Source organism: Sorangium sp. So ce1153, assembly GCF_051521595.1.
Taxonomy (GTDB): domain Bacteria; phylum Myxococcota_A; class Polyangia; order Polyangiales; family Polyangiaceae; genus Sorangium.
Map to the genome: position 1 here is coordinate 517,797 of NZ_CP150361.1, position 17,017 is coordinate 534,813.

Annotated in this window: 11 protein-coding genes; 7 read left to right on the forward strand and 4 right to left on the reverse strand. The window is 71.4% G+C overall.

Annotated features, from left to right (window positions below; genetic code table 11):
• Nucleotides 1-50: 50 nt before the first annotated feature.
• From WME85_RS01865 to WME85_RS01875, 3 genes are all read left to right on the forward strand, one after another.
• Nucleotides 51-1,175, forward strand: coding sequence for a Gfo/Idh/MocA family protein (locus tag WME85_RS01865; RefSeq protein WP_437834757.1), 1,125 nt, complete (start codon nt 51-53; stop codon nt 1,173-1,175).
• Between the two features lie 77 nt (nt 1,176-1,252).
• Nucleotides 1,253-2,434 carry a hypothetical protein gene (locus WME85_RS01870; RefSeq protein WP_437834759.1) on the forward strand — a complete coding sequence of 394 codons (1,182 nt, stop codon included), beginning with the start codon at nt 1,253-1,255 and terminating at the stop codon, nt 2,432-2,434.
• The gene (locus tag WME85_RS01875; protein ID WP_437834761.1) at nt 2,431-3,534 is read left to right on the forward strand and encodes a metallophosphoesterase family protein; all 1,104 of its coding nucleotides are present in this window, start codon (nt 2,431-2,433) and stop codon (nt 3,532-3,534) included. Before WME85_RS01870 ends, WME85_RS01875 begins: the two co-directional genes overlap by 4 nt.
• Before the next feature lie 65 nt (nt 3,535-3,599).
• On the opposite strand, the gene WME85_RS01880 is transcribed toward WME85_RS01875, so the two are convergent.
• Nucleotides 3,600-4,703: a DUF3500 domain-containing protein gene (locus WME85_RS01880; RefSeq protein WP_437834763.1), complete on the reverse strand. Its 1,104-nt coding sequence runs from the start codon at nt 4,701-4,703 to the stop codon at nt 3,600-3,602.
• Between the two features lie 626 nt (nt 4,704-5,329).
• On the opposite strand from WME85_RS01880, the gene WME85_RS01885 reads away from it, so the two are divergent.
• From WME85_RS01885 to WME85_RS01900, 4 genes are all read left to right on the forward strand, one after another.
• Nucleotides 5,330-6,250 (forward strand): transposase, encoded by a 921-nt coding sequence (locus tag WME85_RS01885; RefSeq protein WP_437834765.1) that lies wholly within the window; start codon nt 5,330-5,332, stop codon nt 6,248-6,250.
• Between the two features lie 429 nt (nt 6,251-6,679).
• Nucleotides 6,680-7,939, forward strand: a complete 1,260-nt coding sequence (locus tag WME85_RS01890) for a hypothetical protein (RefSeq protein WP_437834767.1) — start codon at nt 6,680-6,682, stop codon at nt 7,937-7,939.
• A 63-nt stretch (nt 7,940-8,002) separates the two neighbouring features.
• Nucleotides 8,003-9,139: a trans-sulfuration enzyme family protein gene (locus WME85_RS01895; RefSeq protein WP_437834769.1), complete on the forward strand. Its 1,137-nt coding sequence runs from the start codon at nt 8,003-8,005 to the stop codon at nt 9,137-9,139.
• A 278-nt stretch (nt 9,140-9,417) separates the two neighbouring features.
• Nucleotides 9,418-10,080: a glutathione S-transferase family protein gene (locus WME85_RS01900; protein WP_437834771.1), complete on the forward strand. Its 663-nt coding sequence runs from the start codon at nt 9,418-9,420 to the stop codon at nt 10,078-10,080.
• Nucleotides 10,081-10,264: 184 nt separating this feature from the next.
• Here the strand turns inward: WME85_RS01900 and WME85_RS01905 are convergent, their stop codons facing one another.
• The 3 genes from WME85_RS01905 to WME85_RS01915 all read right to left on the reverse strand — a co-directional run bounded on the left by WME85_RS01905 (nt 10,265) and on the right by WME85_RS01915 (nt 16,800).
• Complete coding sequence (locus WME85_RS01905) at nt 10,265-10,615, reverse strand: hypothetical protein (protein WP_437834773.1); 351 nt, start codon at nt 10,613-10,615, stop codon at nt 10,265-10,267.
• Complete coding sequence (locus WME85_RS01910; protein ID WP_437834774.1) at nt 10,612-10,896, reverse strand: hypothetical protein; 285 nt, start codon at nt 10,894-10,896, stop codon at nt 10,612-10,614. The genes WME85_RS01905 and WME85_RS01910 overlap by 4 nt, the downstream gene beginning before the upstream one ends.
• 183 nt (nt 10,897-11,079) lie before the next feature.
• Complete coding sequence (locus WME85_RS01915; RefSeq protein WP_437834776.1) at nt 11,080-16,800, reverse strand: nSTAND1 domain-containing NTPase; 5,721 nt, start codon at nt 16,798-16,800, stop codon at nt 11,080-11,082.
• Between the last annotated feature and the right edge of the window lie 217 nt (nt 16,801-17,017).

Genomic DNA, 17,017 nt, shown 5'->3' on the forward strand with positions numbered 1-17,017 from the left:
CATCTCTCCATGTTCCCCGCGAACGCGGGTTGCCCGCGCACGGAGGAGCCATGTTCAGGAAAGCGCCGAACGAGAGCAGGAAGATCCGCTACGCCGTCGTCGGGGCGGGCAACATCGCGCAGGTCGCCGTGCTGCCGGCGTTCGAGAACGCCGCCGAGAACTCGGAGCTCGTGGCGCTCGTCTCGGGCGACCCCGACAAGCTCGCCGCGCTCGGCGAGCGCCACGGCGTCGCGGAGCGGGGCGGGTACGACGAGCTGGAGGACGTCCTGAAGCGCTCGCGGGCCGACGCGGTGTACATCGCGCTGCCGAACACGATGCACCGCGAGTACACCGAGCGCGCCGCGGCCGCGGGCGTCCACGTGCTCTGCGAGAAGCCCATGGCGATGACCGAGGAGGACTGCGAGGCGATGATCCGCGCCACGAAGGACCGCGGCGTGAAGCTGATGATCGCCTACCGCCTCCACTTCGAGGAGGCGAACCTGAAGGCGATCGAGATCGCCCGCTCGGGCAAGCTCGGCCAGGTGCGCGCCTTCACCTCCCTGTTCACGCAGGTAGTGCGCCCCGACGACATCCGCACCCGGAGCGACGAGGGCGGCGGCGCGCTGTTCGACCTGGGCGTCTACTGCGTCAACGCCGCCCGCTACCTCTTCCGCGAGGAGCCGAGCGAGGCGCTGGCGCTCAGCCTGCGGCTCGACGAGAAGCGCGCGAAGGACGTCGACGAGACCACCTCGGCCATCCTGCGCTTCCCGAGCGGCGCTGTCGCCCAGTTCACGGTGAGCCAGGGGCTCTCGAGCGTGTCGTCGTTCCGCATCGCGGGCACCGAGGGCGACCTCCGCGTGGAGCCGGCCTTCGACTACACGGCCGATATCAAGCACTACCTCACGGTGGGCGGCAAGACCGAGGAGAAGACCTACAAGAAGCGCGACCAGTTCGCCCCGGAGCTCGTCTATTTCTCGCGGTGCGTCCTCGAGGACAAGGAGCCCGAGCCGTCGGGCCTCGAAGGGTTCGCGGACGTGCGGGTGATGCTCGCGATCCAGGACTCGGCCGCGAGCGGGAGGGCCGAGGCGATTGCCCCCTTCGAGCGGGATCAGCGGCCCGGGATGGGCCAGAACATCAAGAAGCCCCCGGTCGAGCCGCCGGAGCCGGTGAAGGCCCCGTCGCCGTCGGAGCAGTGACGCGGGGCCGGGCGCCACGCGAGGCGTGCACGGCCCGCTCGTCCGTGCGACGGTAGGCGCCCGCGACGACGATCTCGATGCTGAGGCCCCCGCGAACGACAGGCTATTTCCTCGCCCTTCTCGCCTTCCTCGCGGCCGCGCCGGTTCAGGCCGACGAGGGAGAGGAACAACCTGCCTCCCCCGCCACGGCCGCGCCTGCGGTCGTGCGGAGCGCGGCGCCTGCGGTCGCGCCGAGCGCGGCGCCGGCGAGGCAGAAGACCTCCACGACGCGGCGCGCTCTGGCCGCGGGAGGCGCGGTGGTTCCCGGGGCGCTCGTGCACGGCACCGGTCACTTCCTTCTGGGCGAGAAGCGTACGGGCCTCTCCCTGCTGGCGCTCGAGGGCGCGGGGCTGGGGCTCGTCGTCGGCGGCCTCGGGGGCGCGGCGGTGTCCGGGGCCTCGCGGCGGATCATCGCCCCGATCGTGCTCGCCACCGTGACGGGCGCCGGCCTGTTCGGGGTGTCCCTCCTGGCGGACATCTACGGCGTGCTCGCCCCGGAGGGTGGCACCGGCAGCCCTCCTCTCGCGCTGCCCTGGGTCGAGACGCAGCTCGGCCTGGCCTACGTCCATGACCCGACGTTTGCCTACAGCGCCTTTCTCGTGTCGGGTATGGATCTGCGCCTGCGCTCCATCCGGCTCTCCGGCTCAGGCTGGTTTGCGCTGGACGACGACAACGCGCGCCTGCGCGCCGAGGGGGCCTATCGCTTCGTCGGCCCCGGCACGCCGGACGGGCCGCGCGCGGCGGACGGCTCTTTCCTCGAGATCGAGGGCGCGCTCACGCACCACCGCTACACCTCCGACGACTTCTCGATCACCACCGGCGAGGTCACCCTCCAGGGCCGGCTCGATCTCGCCCACATCGGGCGCACGCTGCGGGGCTCGTTCGCGGAGATGGGCTGGGGTGTCGCGGTCGAGGCCTATCGCTACGGCCGCCGCCCGTTCGAGGGGAACGAGCTCTTGATCCCACACTTCGCCTTCGGCATGTACCTCGGGCACGAGGGATATCCGCGCGGCGAGGCCAAGGTGTTTTACGAGCACCGGCACGACGGTTATGCCGCCGGCGCGAAGATCACCGGCCTCGGCAGCGGGGTCCCGGGCCACCTCGGCCTGCAAGGCCGGCTCTACGCCTCGCCCGGCTGGGGCGTGCTCGCCGACGTGCAGGCGGGCTCTGCGTACGTCGGGCGCCTGTCGCTGCTCCTGCGCCCCGGAGGCTCGCCATGATCGTGAAGAACGCTCTCCTCGTGCTCCTCGCCGTCGCCGCGCCGCTCACCCTCTCCTGCCTCGACGTGGCCGAGGGCCGCGCGCGCCGCGATCTGGAGGTGGGAAAGGCCTCGACGGGCCAGGCGCGCGTCGTCGTGGACGAGGGGCTCGCGGCCGTCCGCCGCCTCGCGCCGGGCGAGCTCTCGCTCTGGGCGAGCGCGCCCGTGCTCTCGGTGCGCCTCCTCGACGCCGCCGGCGGGCCGTGGACGGTCACGATCGAGAACGCGCTCGCCGACGCCGAGCTCTCGGTTCACGTCGGGGACGAGCGCGTGCCGGTGGAGCTCGTCGAGGCGCCCTTTCCGACCCAGCGCACTTATCGTGTCTCCCTGCCGCCCGGCGCCGAGGCCACGCTCTCGCTGCGCCCGCCGGACGCGGCGCGGCTCGAGCCATGGCGGTTCGCCGTCTTCGCCGATGTCCAGGAGCAGATCGACCGCGTGCAGGACATCTACGCGAAGATGAACGAGGCGGAGGGCGTCCGCTTCGCGCTCATCAGCGGCGATCTCACCTCGCGGGGCTCGGCCGAGCAGCTCGAGCGGTTCCAGCGCGAGATGAAGACCCTCGCGTTCCCCTGCTACGCGACGCTCGGCAACCACGAGCTCGGCACGCGCGACGACCTCTATCACGAGTGGTTTGGTCGCGGGAACTTTCGCTTCGTGTTCCGGGGCGTGCAGTTCACGATGCTCGACTCGGCGAGCGCGACGATCGATCCGCTCGCTTATGAGTGGCTCTCCGGCTGGCTCACGGAGGGGCAGGCGCTCTTGCACGTGGTCACGATGCACCTCGCGCCCCTCGACCCGGTGGGCACCCGCAACGGCGCGTTCGCCAGCCGCGCCGAGGCGAACAAGCTGCTCACGATGCTCGCGGACGGGCGCGTGGACCTCACGTTTTACGGTCACATCCACTCGTTCTATGCCTTCGAGAACGCGGGGATCCCCGCGTACATCTCGGGGGGCGGCGGCGCGATCCCCGAGCGGCTCGACGGCATCGGGCGCCATTTCGTCACCGTCGACGTGGAGCCCCCCGGCACGATAGCGCAGGTCGCTGTCGTTCGCGTGGACTGAGGCGGCGGCGTGGCAGGCAGCTGTGACGACCGGTTCGGGCTCGGCCCGCGTGCGCCCCGCGCGGTCTAAGGGCGGCGGTGGCCGTGGGCGCCGTGGCCCTCCTGCAGGTGCCGCGCGAGGAGGCTGTCACCGAAGTCGTCCTGGAGATCGCGGAACACGGTGTGGATGTGATCGCCGCCGCGGTTATCGTATTCGATGAGGTGGGTGGGGCCGTGGATCCGGTAATAGTGCGGCTGCTTCGGCGTGGCGCTGCCGGCCCAGGCGAAGTGCAGGCGCTCCACGCCGGCCCGAGCGATGCGGTCGAGGTGACCGTCGGCGACGTCATCCGGGAAGTTGCGGGCGTAGACCTCCAGGAGGCGAATCAACGCGGCGCGCTGGGCCGGGGTCATGTCGGCGGCGGGGAGGCCGTCGAAGCTCGGCAGGGCGGCGCGACGGGAGGCCTCGGTGACGATATCGAGCGGCGCCGCGGGGGCAATCACGGCGCGCTGACGCTGCGCGGGGGTCAGCGAGGCCAGGAAGGCGCGGCCGAGGTCCTCCTCGGACGCGAGCACGCGCAGGCCCTTCCGGGGACCCGAGGGCACCTCGGCCGGGTTGGCGCCCAGGAACGCCGGGGTGGTGGCCACGGCATGTCCTGCCGAGGTGAAGTTCAACGAGAGGTGGTGGCCCTCGAAGCGAAGGCCCCAGGGGGCCTGGTGCCCGGGCTGGCCGAAGAGGGCAAGGTGGTAGCGCCCCGGGTCGCGGAAACCCGGGTTGCCCTCGATGCCGCCGAGGATGCCCTCGAGCAGCAGGATTCCCTCCAGCTTGCGATAGCCCGCCGGGCTCAGGCCGGTCTGGAGCAGAGCGTGGGTCGCGCTGAGCTCGCCTCCGTTCATGTCCCCGAGCGCGAGGCCGGCACGGCGGCGCGGGACGTAATGCCAGTCCTCGCGGTCGCTGCTCTGGAACGCAAGCTGCGCGCGGTCGCGCGACGCGTGATCGAGGCCGTCCAGGAAGGCGCGCGCGGCGGCCCCGAGAGCGTCGGCCGTGGCGTGCCCCGGGGGAGCGCCCGGGGGAGGTGCCGGCGGCGCAGGCGGTGAGGGCGGGGCGCCGTGGTCGGCGGTTCGACCGGCCGGCGCGGGCTGGCTGTCCGGGGCGGCCGCGGGCTCGCCGGGTAGGCCTTCCTGGGGCCGCATGCTGTTACAGGAGGTCGCCATCATGAAGAGGAAGGCGCTAGCAATCTGCGGGCCCGATCTGGACGAGGTTGTGCAGGGGTGCGGACGAGGAGCGGGCGCTTCGGTTCGTGGACCCATGACGGATAACATGAGCGACCCGACCCAGGTTGGCGACCAGAGCGGCCCGACCCAGGTTGCGGCGGCCCGACCCAGGTTGCGGTGGTCCGACCCAGGTTGCGGTGGTCCGACCCAGGTTGCGGTGGTCCGACCCAGGTTGCGGCGGCGGCCCGACTCAGGTTGCGGCGGCGGCCCGACTCAGGTTGCGGCGACTCAGGTTGCGGCGACTCAGGTTGCGGCGACTCCGACTCAGGTTGCGGCGACTCAGGTTGCGGCGACCAGGTTGCGGCGGCGGCGACCAGGTTGCGGCGGCCACGGCCACGATTGCCACTCGACCTGATCCTAGGTTGGCGCGGCACCACTCCACGTTGCTGGAGCACAGTACAGCACTAGATCAAGTTGCGGGAGCAGCAGCGGCCGCAGCAGTACAGGTGGCGGACCGCCAGGCGGCCGCCACCCCCGGAGTGTAACAAGTGCTTGAAATGATTGACCGCAATCCCTGGCACACGGTTTGTTGATGTACGCCGGCCATGAGCCATCCCCGCGAGATAATCGCCGGCGCCACGTACCTGATCACCCGTCGCGTCCTTCGCCGGCATCTGCTCTTCCGCCCGGATGCGGCGATCACCCAGCTGCTGGTCTACGCCCTCGCCGTCTCGACGCGCCGCTACGGCATCGAGGTCCATGCGCTCTGTGCGATGTCATCGCATCTACACCTCGTCGTGACCGACGTGAACGGCGTGCTCCCGCGCTTCTTGCAATTCTTCCATCGCATCGTCGCTCTCGGCACGAAGGTACTTCGCAAGTGGGAAGGTCCAGTGTGGGACCACGAGGCTACGAGCGTGGTGCGGCTGACGACACGCGCGGCGGTGGTGGAGAAAATCGCTTACGTCGTTGCGAACCCCGTGGCCGCTGGCCTGGTCCGGCACGCGCGTGAGTGGCCTGGCGCGACGGTGGACGTGAGCGAGCTCGGCCGCGGCGAGCTGCGTACACCGCGCCCGACGGCGTATCTCGACCCAGAGAACCCACAGTGGCCGGACGAAGCCACGCTTCCGCTCGCGCTGCCGCCCGCCATCGATGAGGCGAGCGCGGACTGCTTTCGAGGTGAGGTTGCCGCCGAGCTGGAGCGACAGGAAGCGCTGGCCCATGCAGCGATAGGGGAGAAAGGGCTCGACTTCTTGGGTGCCGAGCGAGCCAGCAACATCTCCCCTTACGAGCGAGCCACGAGCCTGGAGGCGCTGCGCGGTCGCAACCCGACATTTGCGGTCGGCCGCGACCAGCCTGGCGCATGGCGCAGCGCTGCTCTCGCAGTGCGGGCGTTTCGCGCATTGTACCGCTCAGCACTCGAACGCTGGCGTGCCGGTGTACGCAGCGTCGTGTTCCCGGCGGGGACGTGGTGGATGCGCACATTCCATGGAGCCAGCGTGACCGACGTCGTGCTCACGGTCTAACACTGTACGAGCGCGGGGTGACGAGCGGGTGACGACGGCGACCGCTTCGGTGCGTGTCGTCGGGCACGTCCGTCCAAAGAAGGAAGTGGAGCTCTCACCGAGCAGATGATCCAACGTGGGTCGGGTCGCAGATGGCTCAAACCGGGTCGTCCGGGTCGGGTCGTCGTCGCTCGGCCCGGGTCGGGTCGCCGCGCAAACCGGGCGCCGCGCAACCCGGGTCGGGGCCGTGGCAGATAGCTCAACCCGGTCGGCAGATAACTCAACCGGGGTCCGGCCCCGGATAGCTCAACCCGGGTCGGGTCGCCGGCCCCGCGGCGGATAGCTCAACGTGGGTCGGTTTGCCCCGCTGCGGATAGCTCAACCCGGGTCGGGTCGCCCCGCTGCGGATAGCTCAACCCGGGTCGGGTCGCCCCGCGCTAAAGTACCGCGATGCGTTGGAGCAAATGGATCTCTCTCTCGATGTGCGCTGCCTCGAGCACAGCGCTGGGTTGCAACGCGATCTGGGGGATCCCCGAGGGCAAACCCCTCGGCGAATCCGCGCCGACCGGCGCCGGGGGGGACGGCGGTACCGGCCTGGCCGGCGGCTCCGGCGGGAACGGCGCGGCCGGGGGAGCCCCCTCGGCGTGCCCCTTCGAGCCGTTCTCCGGCCGCGCGCCGGACGCGTGCCAGGCCGCCGACAGCGACCACGATTACCTCTCCGATCCGGAGAATTGCTGCGTCCCCGGCAGGAGCTGCCTCGGCGGCGAATGCGACGGCGGCAAGTGCACGCCGGTCGTCCTCGCCACGCCCCCCGAGGGCCACGAGGCGATCGGCATCGCCGTGGAGGCTGACGGCGACGGCGCCCGCGTGCTCTGGGGCAGCGGCGTCGGCAACACGGTCTTCGCGACCGACAAGGTGGGTGGCTCGACCGAGCCGCTGGCCGTCCTGAACTCCCTCGCGACCATGCTCGCGCGCTCCGGGAGCTCGCTGTTCGTCTCCGACTGGAACTCGTCGGACGTGCTCCGCGTGCCGCTCGAAGGAAACATCACGATTCCAACGGTCGCGAGCGCCGAGGGGTACGCGCGCCAGTCGCAGCCTGTCGCCGGCCATGGCTGGGTCTACTGGGTCACCGAGTTGCCTCAGCAGGAGGACCAGGGCCCCGACTCCCCTGCCGCCCCTCACCGCATCTGGGCAGCGCGGACCGATGAGATCGACCAGACAGGCCTGCCGGTGCTCGACAGCGACGCGTACGTGGGAGGCCTCGCGCTCGACGCCACCCACCTCTACTGGACCGAGATGAAGCTCGACGGCACGGAGATCTCGGTGCGGCGGATGGCGCTCGGCGCGCCCAGCGAACCTGAGACCGTCGTCGCGATGCAGGTCGAGGACGATTGGCCCGGGGACATCACGGTGGGCGATCGTGTCTACTGGAACGCCGGCGCCGACATCTACGCCGTCAACAAGGACGGCTCCGGCTCAGGGCTGCTCGCGGCGGCGGATTACCCCGCCTGGATCCTCGCCGACTCCACCTTCGTCTACTGGTACAGCGACGGCGCAGATCAGCTCCGGCGGGTGCGCATCTCGGGCGGCGCGCCAGAGGCGCTCGCCGACAGCCCGAATGCCTGGGCGCTCGCGCAGGACTGCAGCGCCATCTACTGGACGACGGGCACCGACGAGACGCCGAGCGCGGTGCTCAAGCTGGCCAAGTGAGCCCGGAGCCCGGCTGGCCGTCCGGCATGTGCGAGCGCCGGCGCAAGCGCTAGCATCGGGGCCATGGCCTCTCCCGAGACGATCGCCGCGCAGGCGCGCCACTTCACCGACGACGCGACCGGCGCGGTCGTGCCGCCCCTGCACACGAGCACGACGTACGCGCGTGACGAGGGCTACCGCCTGCCCGCGGCGCACGAGTACACCCGCGACGACAACCCGACGTACCGCGCGCCCGAGCAGCTGCTCGCGGACCTCGAGCGCGGCGCCGACGCGCGCCTGTTCGCCTCGGGCATGGCCGCCGCGACCACGGCGGTGCAGGCGCTCGTGCGCCCCGGCGCGCGCCTCGTCGCCTCGCGCGCCATGTACCACGGCCTCCGCCTCTGGATGACCGAGTGGTGCGAGACATGGCACGTCGACCTCGAGCTCGTCGACGCGACCGACCTCGACGCCCTCCGCGCCGCGGTCCAGCGCGGCCCGACCTCCCTTGTCTGGATCGAGACGCCCGCGAACCCCACCTGGGATGTCGTCGACATCGCGGCGGCGGCGGACATCGCGCACGCGCGCGGCGCGCAGCTCGCCGTCGACTCGACCGTCGCCACGCCCGTGCACACGCAGCCGCTCACCCTCGGCGCCGACCTGGTGATGCACGCGGCGACCAAGGCGCTGAACGGCCATAGCGACGTGCTCGCCGGCGCGCTCGCGGCCGCGCGCGACGACGAGGCATGGCGGCGCGTCCGCCACCTCCGCCACGTGCAGGGCGCGGTCCCTGGCCCGTTCGAGGCGTGGCTCCTGCTGCGCGGCATGCGGACGCTCTTCGTGCGCGTCGGCAGGGCGAGCTCCACCGCCATCGAGCTCGCCCGCCGCCTCGCGGGCCACGCCGGCGTCGAGCGGGTGCTGTATCCAGGGCTCGAGTCGCATCCCGGCCACCTCGTGGCGGCGCGGCAGATGAACGGCGGATTCGGGTCGATGCTCTCCGTCCTCGTGCGGGGCGGCGCCGAGGACGCGCTCCGCGTCGCCGGCCGGCTGAAGGTCTTCCTCCGCGCGACCTCCCTCGGCGGCGTCGAGAGCCTGGTCGAGCACCGGGCGACCGTCGAGGGCCCGAGGACGCTGGCGCCGCCGAACCTGCTCCGGCTGTCGATAGGGCTCGAGTCGCTCGACGACCTCTGGTCCGACCTCGACGAGGCGCTCCGGCCGCGCTGACGCCCCGCTCGGCCAGCTCCGTGCGCCGGCAATCCCGCCAGAAGAACCGGTCGATGACGAGCGGCCGCCGGAAACAGCAGCACTGACCAGAGCCCTGCCTCCGCCGCCGCTCCCTCCGGCCCGATGAACAAACGGCGCGGCCCCCCGGTCCCCCTCCAAGTCACGTCGCACACAGCGGCGCACGCCGAGGCGATCGAGGGCGGGAAGAAGATAAAGGTGCGCACCCGTGCTATTTCCAGACCAGTTCATCCGCTCGATCATGGAATGAGGTCAGCTTCATGAAAGTATACGTTTTCAAATCGTTGCCGCCGTTTCTTTGGGGTTACACCCGCGACCTTCGCGCCATGTGGGCGCTGGAGGAGTGTGGAATCGCCTACGAGGCCGTCGGGCTCGATTGCGGGCCGAACGGTCTTCAGGATGAGGTCGAGTTCCGAACGGTATCGCCATTCAAACAGGTTCCGGCGATCGATGATGACGGATATATCTTGACGGAGTCGGGCGCGATTCTGCTTTATCTCGCGGAGAAATCCGGAAAGTTGATTCCTTCTGACCTGAAGGGGCGCGCGCAGGTCTATCGCTGGACGATCACGTCATTGAACAACATCGAGCCTTTTTCGCTGCCGATTCTGTTCGCCGATCTTCAAGGCGAATCAAACCCCCATTTGCAGGCCTTGCGCCCGTGGCATGTCGGGATACTCGATCGCTTCTTGCCGACGATCGACGAGATGCTGCAGGCTCAGCCGTTCATCACGGGGGCTGACTTCACGGTTGCCGACATTGTTCTCACGTGCGTGCTGCGCGAGCTTCGCAAGACGGAGATCCTCGCCAGATATCCGAACGTCAAGAACTACCGCCGTCGCTGCGAAGAGCGGCCCGCATTCGTGAAAGTCCTGAACGCCTACGAAGACCGCCTCGGCATTCCTCGCGGGAGCGCGCGATGAGCGACCCGCCGGCGCCAAGGCTCTCCGCGCGCTGCTCGGCGCTCCGAGGACGCTGCGAGCGGCCGGGGCACGGGCACACCGGATGACTGCCCCGTGAAGAGCCCCGCCAGGCCCGCCCGCGCGAGGCCGCCGCGAAGCGGCGCAGAAGCCTGGCCATCCCTGGCCGGGCTTCTGGCGGGCGGGACTACGGCGTGACGTCGATCATCGACCCGGTGCTCAGGAGGGTCACCGAGATCTCCGCGCCGAGGCCCGCCCCACCGGCGAACGCCGGCGCATCCACGCGCACCGCGCACGTCCCGTCGGCGACGACCTCCGCGGAGCGCGTCAGCAGGTCTCCCGGGGGGACCTCGACGCTCTCGCAAAAACGCCCGTCGACGGCGCACGTCTCCGGAGTCGAGGAGGTCACCTCGAAGTCCTCGGTTCTCGCCTCGCTGCACAGCGGGTCGCCGGCGGACTCGAGCCTGGAGATCACGGCGACCACCCGGTTCCCTGTGCGCCCGAACCCGTCCTTCGTCTGGCCGTCCGTGAGGGTCATCCCGCCTCCCCCGAAGCCTGGAATCGCGAACACCGAAGCTCGACGGCCAGGAGGGGAAGGCCGAGGTCGTCTTCGTCGGCGAGCTGTCCGCCCGAGGCCTCGAACGTCGATGTCCCCTCCTCGCTCACGGTGACGGACAACGCCGCGGGCCCCGCCTGCGTCACGGTGGCCGCCCCCTGGATCGCGCTGATCTCGTCGATCGTGATCGCGCCTCCGATCGGGTCACAGCAGCAGCGCGGGGCCGGCCGGAATGCGGCTGCGATCCATTCGCATTGCCGCATTGCCGCGTCGCCTCATCGCCTCATCGCGAACTCCTGCGAACCGTTGCGTCCCGAGCGTTGGAGGACAGGCGCATGTCGGTCTCGCGAGGAGCCCTGCCGGGTCGACGAGCCAGGCTGGATGCGGGCGAGGCGGGCCGCTGCGCATGCTCGTCATCGGCCCGCCGAGCCGCTCGGCCGAGCAGCCTAGTCTGACCGGGGCTCCGGGGGAGCGGGGCGCGCCTCCTCGACGTGGCGCAGGCAGGCCTGCCGGTTCGCGCGGGCCATGGCTTCGGGGACGCGGAGGAGTTCCATTCTCCGCTCGACGGGCATGCAGTAGGTGGTCGCGGTCCACAGCTTCGGATCGTCGACGCCGAGGAGCGGGGCGAGGTCCGTCCACACCCGCAGGAGCTTGTCGTCGGACGCGGTGACGATGCGCTTGCCATCCGGGCTGAACGCCGCGCTGTTGACAGGGGAGTCGGAGGCGCGGAGGACCAGGGGCTCGCCGGTGCCGTCGGCGTTCCACACCCGGATCGTCTTGTCCTGGGACGCGGTGACGATGCGCTTGCCGTCGGGGCTGAACGCCGCCGCCCAGACCCAGTGCTCGTGACCCCGGAGGACGATGGGCTCGCCGGTTCCGTCGGCGTTCCACACCCGCGCTGTCCTGTCCATGGACGCGGTGACGATGCGCTTGCCGTCGGGGCTGAACGCCGCGGAAATGACCCAGTGCTTGTGACCGCGAAGGACGATGGGCTCGCCGGTGCCGTCGGCGTTCCACACCCGCGCGGTCTTGTCGTTGGACGCGGTGACGATGCGCTTGCCATCGGGGCTGAACGCCGCCGCGCAGACCCACTGCTCGTGACCGCGAAGGACGATGGGCTCGCCGGTGCCGTCGGCGTTCCACACCCGCGCGGTATTGTCATAGGACGCGGTGACGATGCGCTTGCCGTCGGGGCTGAACGCCGCGGAGCGAACCGAATGCTCGTGACCGCGAAGGACGATGGGCTCGCCGGTGCCGTCGGCGTTCCACACCCGCGCTGTCCTGTCCATGGACGCGGTGACGATGCGCTTGCCGTCGGGGCTGAACGCCGCCGAATAGACCACAGCCTCATGACCGCGAAGGACGATGGGCTCGCCGGTGCCGTCGGCGTTCCACACCCGCGCTGTCTTGTCTCCGGACGCGGTGACGATGCGCTTGCCGTCGGGGCTGAACGCCGCCGAATAGACCACAGCCTCATGACCGCGAAAGATCCTGGGCTCATTCCTGCCATCGATGCTCCAGACCCGCGCGGTCTTGTCATAGGAAGCGGTGACGATGCGCTTGCCGTCGGGGCTGAACGCCGCCGAGCAAAGACCATCTTCGTGGCCTCCAAGGACCATGGGCTCGCCCGAGCCGTCGGCGTTCCAGACCCGCGCGGTCCTGTCCCATGAGGCGGTGACGATGCGCTTGCCATCCGGGCTGAACGCCGCCGAGTAGAGCGCCTCCTCGTGACCCCGGAGGATCAAGGGCTCGCCCGAGCCGTCGGCGCTCCAGACCCGCGCGGTGCTATCGTGCGACGCGGTGACGATGCGCTCGCCGTCGGGGCTGAACGCCGCTGAAGAGACAATGGCTTCGTGGCCTCGAAGGACCATGGGCTCGCCCGAGCCGTCGGCGTTCCACACGCGAGCGGTCTTGTCTCCGGACGCGGTGACGATGCGCTTGCCATCCGGGCTGAACGCCGCCGAATAGAGCACGTCCTCGTGCCTGCCGACGATCAGGGGCTGGCCGGTGCCGTCGGCGTTCCACACCCGCGCGGTCTTGTCTCCGGACGCGGTGACGATGCGCTTGCCGTCGTGGCTGAACGCGACTGACGTGATCACCTCCCTGTGACCACGAAGCACCACGGGCTCACCCGTGCCGTCGGCGTTCCACACCCGCACGGTCCTGTCGTAAGAAGCGGTGGCAATACGCTTGCCGTCTGGGCTGAACGCTGCTGAAGAGACCAGATCCTGATGGCCGCGAAGGACCATGGGCTCACCCGTGCCGTCGGCGTTCCACACCCGCACGGTCGCGTCCGAGCAGGCGGTGAGGATGCGCTTGCCGTCGGGGCTATAGGCCGCGTGCATGACGAGATCCGGATGGCTGAGCACAGCGAGGGCGACCCCGCTGCTCAGCGCCGACCGCTCCAGGACGTCCCATCCTCGCGGCACATTGGGCGGCTCGACCTCGCGCAAGATCACCAGCACGGTCGTGGGATCGGCCTGCATCTCTCGGGCCGTGGCCATGCGCGTGGCGTTGCGCGCTTCCCGGGCTTCGGCTTGCGCATGCGTCGCCTGGTCGCGGGCGCGAGCTGCCGAGTACGACACGGCGAGCGCGACCACGCTGAGCGCGGCGATGACGCCCATGGTGAGCCATCGGCGCAGGCGCCGCGCTCGCTCCTGGAGGCCCACGACGGCCGAAAGGTAGCGCTCCTCGCGCCTGCCGATCTCGACGCGCCCCTCGGCGCCCTGCTCTGCCCGCCGGCGCGCGTACCACGCCCTGGCGTCCTCCGCCGCGCGGTCGCGCCAGAGCAGCCCCTCGGCCCGTCCGCTCGCCTCCCATTGCTGGGCCGCGGCCCGCAGCCGGGCCATGAACTGCGCGTCTTGCTCGCTCTCGGCGAGCCACTGCCCGAGCCGCGGCCACCTGTCGATCAACGACTCGTGGACCAGCTCCACCGCGGTGCGCTCGCGCTCTCCTCCCGCCTCGGCTCCGCCCGCCTCGATGAGCAGGAGCCGCGCGCCGGCCAGGTGCTGGATCACCTCCTCGACCGCGTCACCCGCGCCGGCGCTGCCGCCGTCCTGCGCCGCCTCGCGGAGCTCGTCCAGGCTCACGACCGCGCGCGTGCGCTCGGGCGTGACCAGGCGCAGGAGCACCGCCCGGGCCAGCCGCTGCTGGCGCGGTGGCAGCGCCGAGAGCACCGCGTCCGCGTGGGCGGACAGCGCCCCGGCGACGCCGCCGAGCTGCTCATAGCTGGCCCGCGTGAGCAGCCGGCGCTCGCGGTCGCGCGCCTCCCAGAGCTTCGCGGCCGTGAACTGCAAGAGCGGCAGCGGGCTCCGCGTGCCCTCGAGCGTGTCCAGCATGTGCTCGATCATCTCGGCGGTCTCGAAGCGGTACCCGGCCGCCGCGAGCGGCCGCGTCAGGGCGTCGCGCAGGCCATCGCGCCCCATGGGCGGCAGGAACCAGAGCCCGTGGGTCACGTCGGTCATGAAATTGCGGTCCTCGGCCACGCGCTCGAGGAAGTCCGAGCGGACGGCGAGCACGACGCGCAGGGGCGACGACGCGTCGTCGGCCGCGCCCTCCAGGCAGGCGATGAACGCCGCCCGCTCCTCGGCGGAGGCGCCGAGCGTGTAGAGCTCCTCGAGCTGGTCGACGAAGAGCACGATACGGCGCCTCGTCCCCTCGTGGCGGCAGCGCGCGCGCAGCCTGACGCCCAGGACACCTGGCTGAGCGCGCAGGGTGGCGACCAGCGCTTCGTGATCCGGCAGCTCGGGAGCGCCCGTCGCTGCCCCGCCCGCGGCCGCCGCCGCGGACGTGGACTCCGCCTCGGCGACCTGCGCGAGCACATCGGCGAGCGCGGACAGCGGCCGGCGCCCTGGCCGCAGCACGAACGCGTCCCACCGCTCCCCGGACGCCTTCAGGGCGGGGATCACGCCCGCGCGCACGAACGACGACTTGCCCGCCCCGGAGGGCCCGGCGACGGCGAGGAGCTGCTGGCTCCGCCCCCGCGCCTTCAGGGCGGCGATGTCTCGATCGCGGCCGAAGAAGCGCGCGGCGTCCGCCTCCTGGAACGCGGACAGGCCGGCGAACGGGCTCTCGTCCTCGCCCAGCCGGAGCGTCCTGCGGCTGGGCACGAGCGCGTCGAGCTCGTCGAGGAGCTCCCCGGCAGAGCCGACGCGCTCGGACCTGCGCTTCTTGAGGCAGCCGTCGACCACCGCGCCGAGCGCGCCGATCTCCGGGTGCCGCTCGCTCAGGCTGGGCATCGGGACGTCGAGATCCGCGATGTCCGGGAGCCGCGCGGACGAGAACGGGTACAGCGGATGCTTGCCCGTGAGCAGCTCGTAAAGGATGACGCCCACGGCCCAGAGGTCGGTGCGGCCATCGATGTCGCTGCCCAGCAGCTGCTCGGGCGCCATGTAGCCCGGTGTGCCGGCGATCGCGCTCTTCCTGTGCCGGCCGGCGCCTCCGGCGCGCGCCGCCCGCACGCTCGCGAGCGAGGGGACCACGCCCGCGTCGATCCGCTTGGCGAGGCCGAAATCGAGCACCTTGAGGCCTCCGGAGTCGTCCAGGCGGATGTTCTCCGGCTTGAGGTCGCGGTGTACGATCCCGAGATCGTGCGCGCAGATCAGCGCGCGGACGACAGGGATCATGATGTCGAGCGCGGCGGTGGCCGCCCTCGGGCCAGGCAGCGCGCGGGCGGCTGGCGATCCGGTCGCGCTGGGGTGCTCGCGCTGGACCATCCATTCGCGCAGCGAGCGACCCTTGATGTACTCGAGGACGAGGTAGGGATATCCGCGGATCTCGTCGACCTCGTGAATGACGACGATGTTCTCGTGGCGGCAGCGCGCCGTGGCCCGCGCCTCGTCGAGGAAGCGCTCGATCCCCTGCCCGGTGTATCGGAGGAGGCACTTGACCGCGACCAGGCGGCCGAGCTTGGTGTCGCGGGCCAGGTACACGACCCCCATGCCGCCCTGGCCCAGCTTGCGGATGATCTCGTAGTGCTTGATGACGTCGCCGGCCTTCAGGTGCATCCGGTCCGCGATCGGCGCCGCCGGCGCCCCCACGTCGCCGGTCCGGAGCGGCGGGAGTTCGCGCGCTCGCTCGCGGGCTGTCGGGCTCTCCGGTGCCTCGTTGAGCGTGCGCGCGGGCTCCTCGCTCGAGATCCCGGGCGTGTCCGTGGCGATCGCCGCGTCCTGTCCCGAGGCGATCGGGGCGGGGCCGGCGGCCTCCCCGGGGCCGGCGGCCTCCCCGGGGCCGGCGGCCTCCTCTCGCATGGCCCCGGCGCTGTTCGGCGGGGCGTCCAGGATCAGGTCCTCGCGGCGGAGCCCGGCCACCTCGCAGGCGTCGAGCTCGGATAGCAGGCCATCGGCCGTGACCGCCCGCGCGGCGACGTCCTCGATCGTCGCCCGTCGCAAGAGGACGCCGAGCGGGTGGTCGAGGAGCGCGCGAGGGAGCCGGCCGGGCTCGCCGCGCTCCAGCTGGAGAGCGTCCCCGTCCGGAGGCAGGCCGCGGCCCAGCCGCCTGCCCGTGAGGCACTCGAGGAACACGAGCCCCCACGCGTAGAGGTCCGAGCGCGCGATGGGCGGGAATCCCCGGCGCTGCTCGGGCGCCAGGTAGGCCTGCGAGCCGACGAGCTCGGTGCCCGAGGCGTGCGCTCCTGCCGCTTCGCCCCGTGCGCCGGCGGCGACCACGCCGAAGCCGAAGCCGAACAGCAGCGCGCAGCGCGCTGCCCCCGAGGGCACGACCATCACGTGGGCCGGCCTGACGTCCCCGTGGACCATGCCCTGCCGGTGCGCGCAGGCCAGCGCGTCGAGGACCTCCCTCATCAGGCGCCGCGCCTCCTCTGGCTCGAGCGCGCCTTGGGTCGACAGCAGCTCGGCCAGGCTCTGCCCGGGGGCGCGCTCGAAGACGGCATAGAGCACCTCCCCGTCCGCCTGCCCCGCGTCGATGGGCCGGGCGATGTTGGGATGGTGCAGGCGCGCGCAGCGGCGCATCTCCAGCAGGAAGCGCGCGCGGCGGCGGCGCGCGACGTTGTCGGAGACCCCCTCTTGGAGGAGGCGAATGACCTCGAGGACGACCGGCTGCCCGCCCGCGATCTGCCGCCCGTCGTAGATGGCGGCGTGGGGGGTCTCCCAGGGCGAGGAGAGGATCTCGTAGCGGCCCTGGAACAACGTCCTTGGAGCGAGGGTCACCTGGTTCATCATGGCCCCTCCGGTCGCGGCCGCTTCGCGCGGCAGCTCCGGGCGAAAAGCCCTTGTCCGGATCGATGTCGACGGCGCGGCGAGCCCGGCGGTCGAGCCTGTCCCGCGCCCGCCGGGAGAGCTCGATGAGGTGGCTGGCCCGACGCTCGGGCAGCCAGCCTCGCTGCCCTGTCGCTTCTTCTCGGGGCAGCGAGCCCGCTGCCCATCG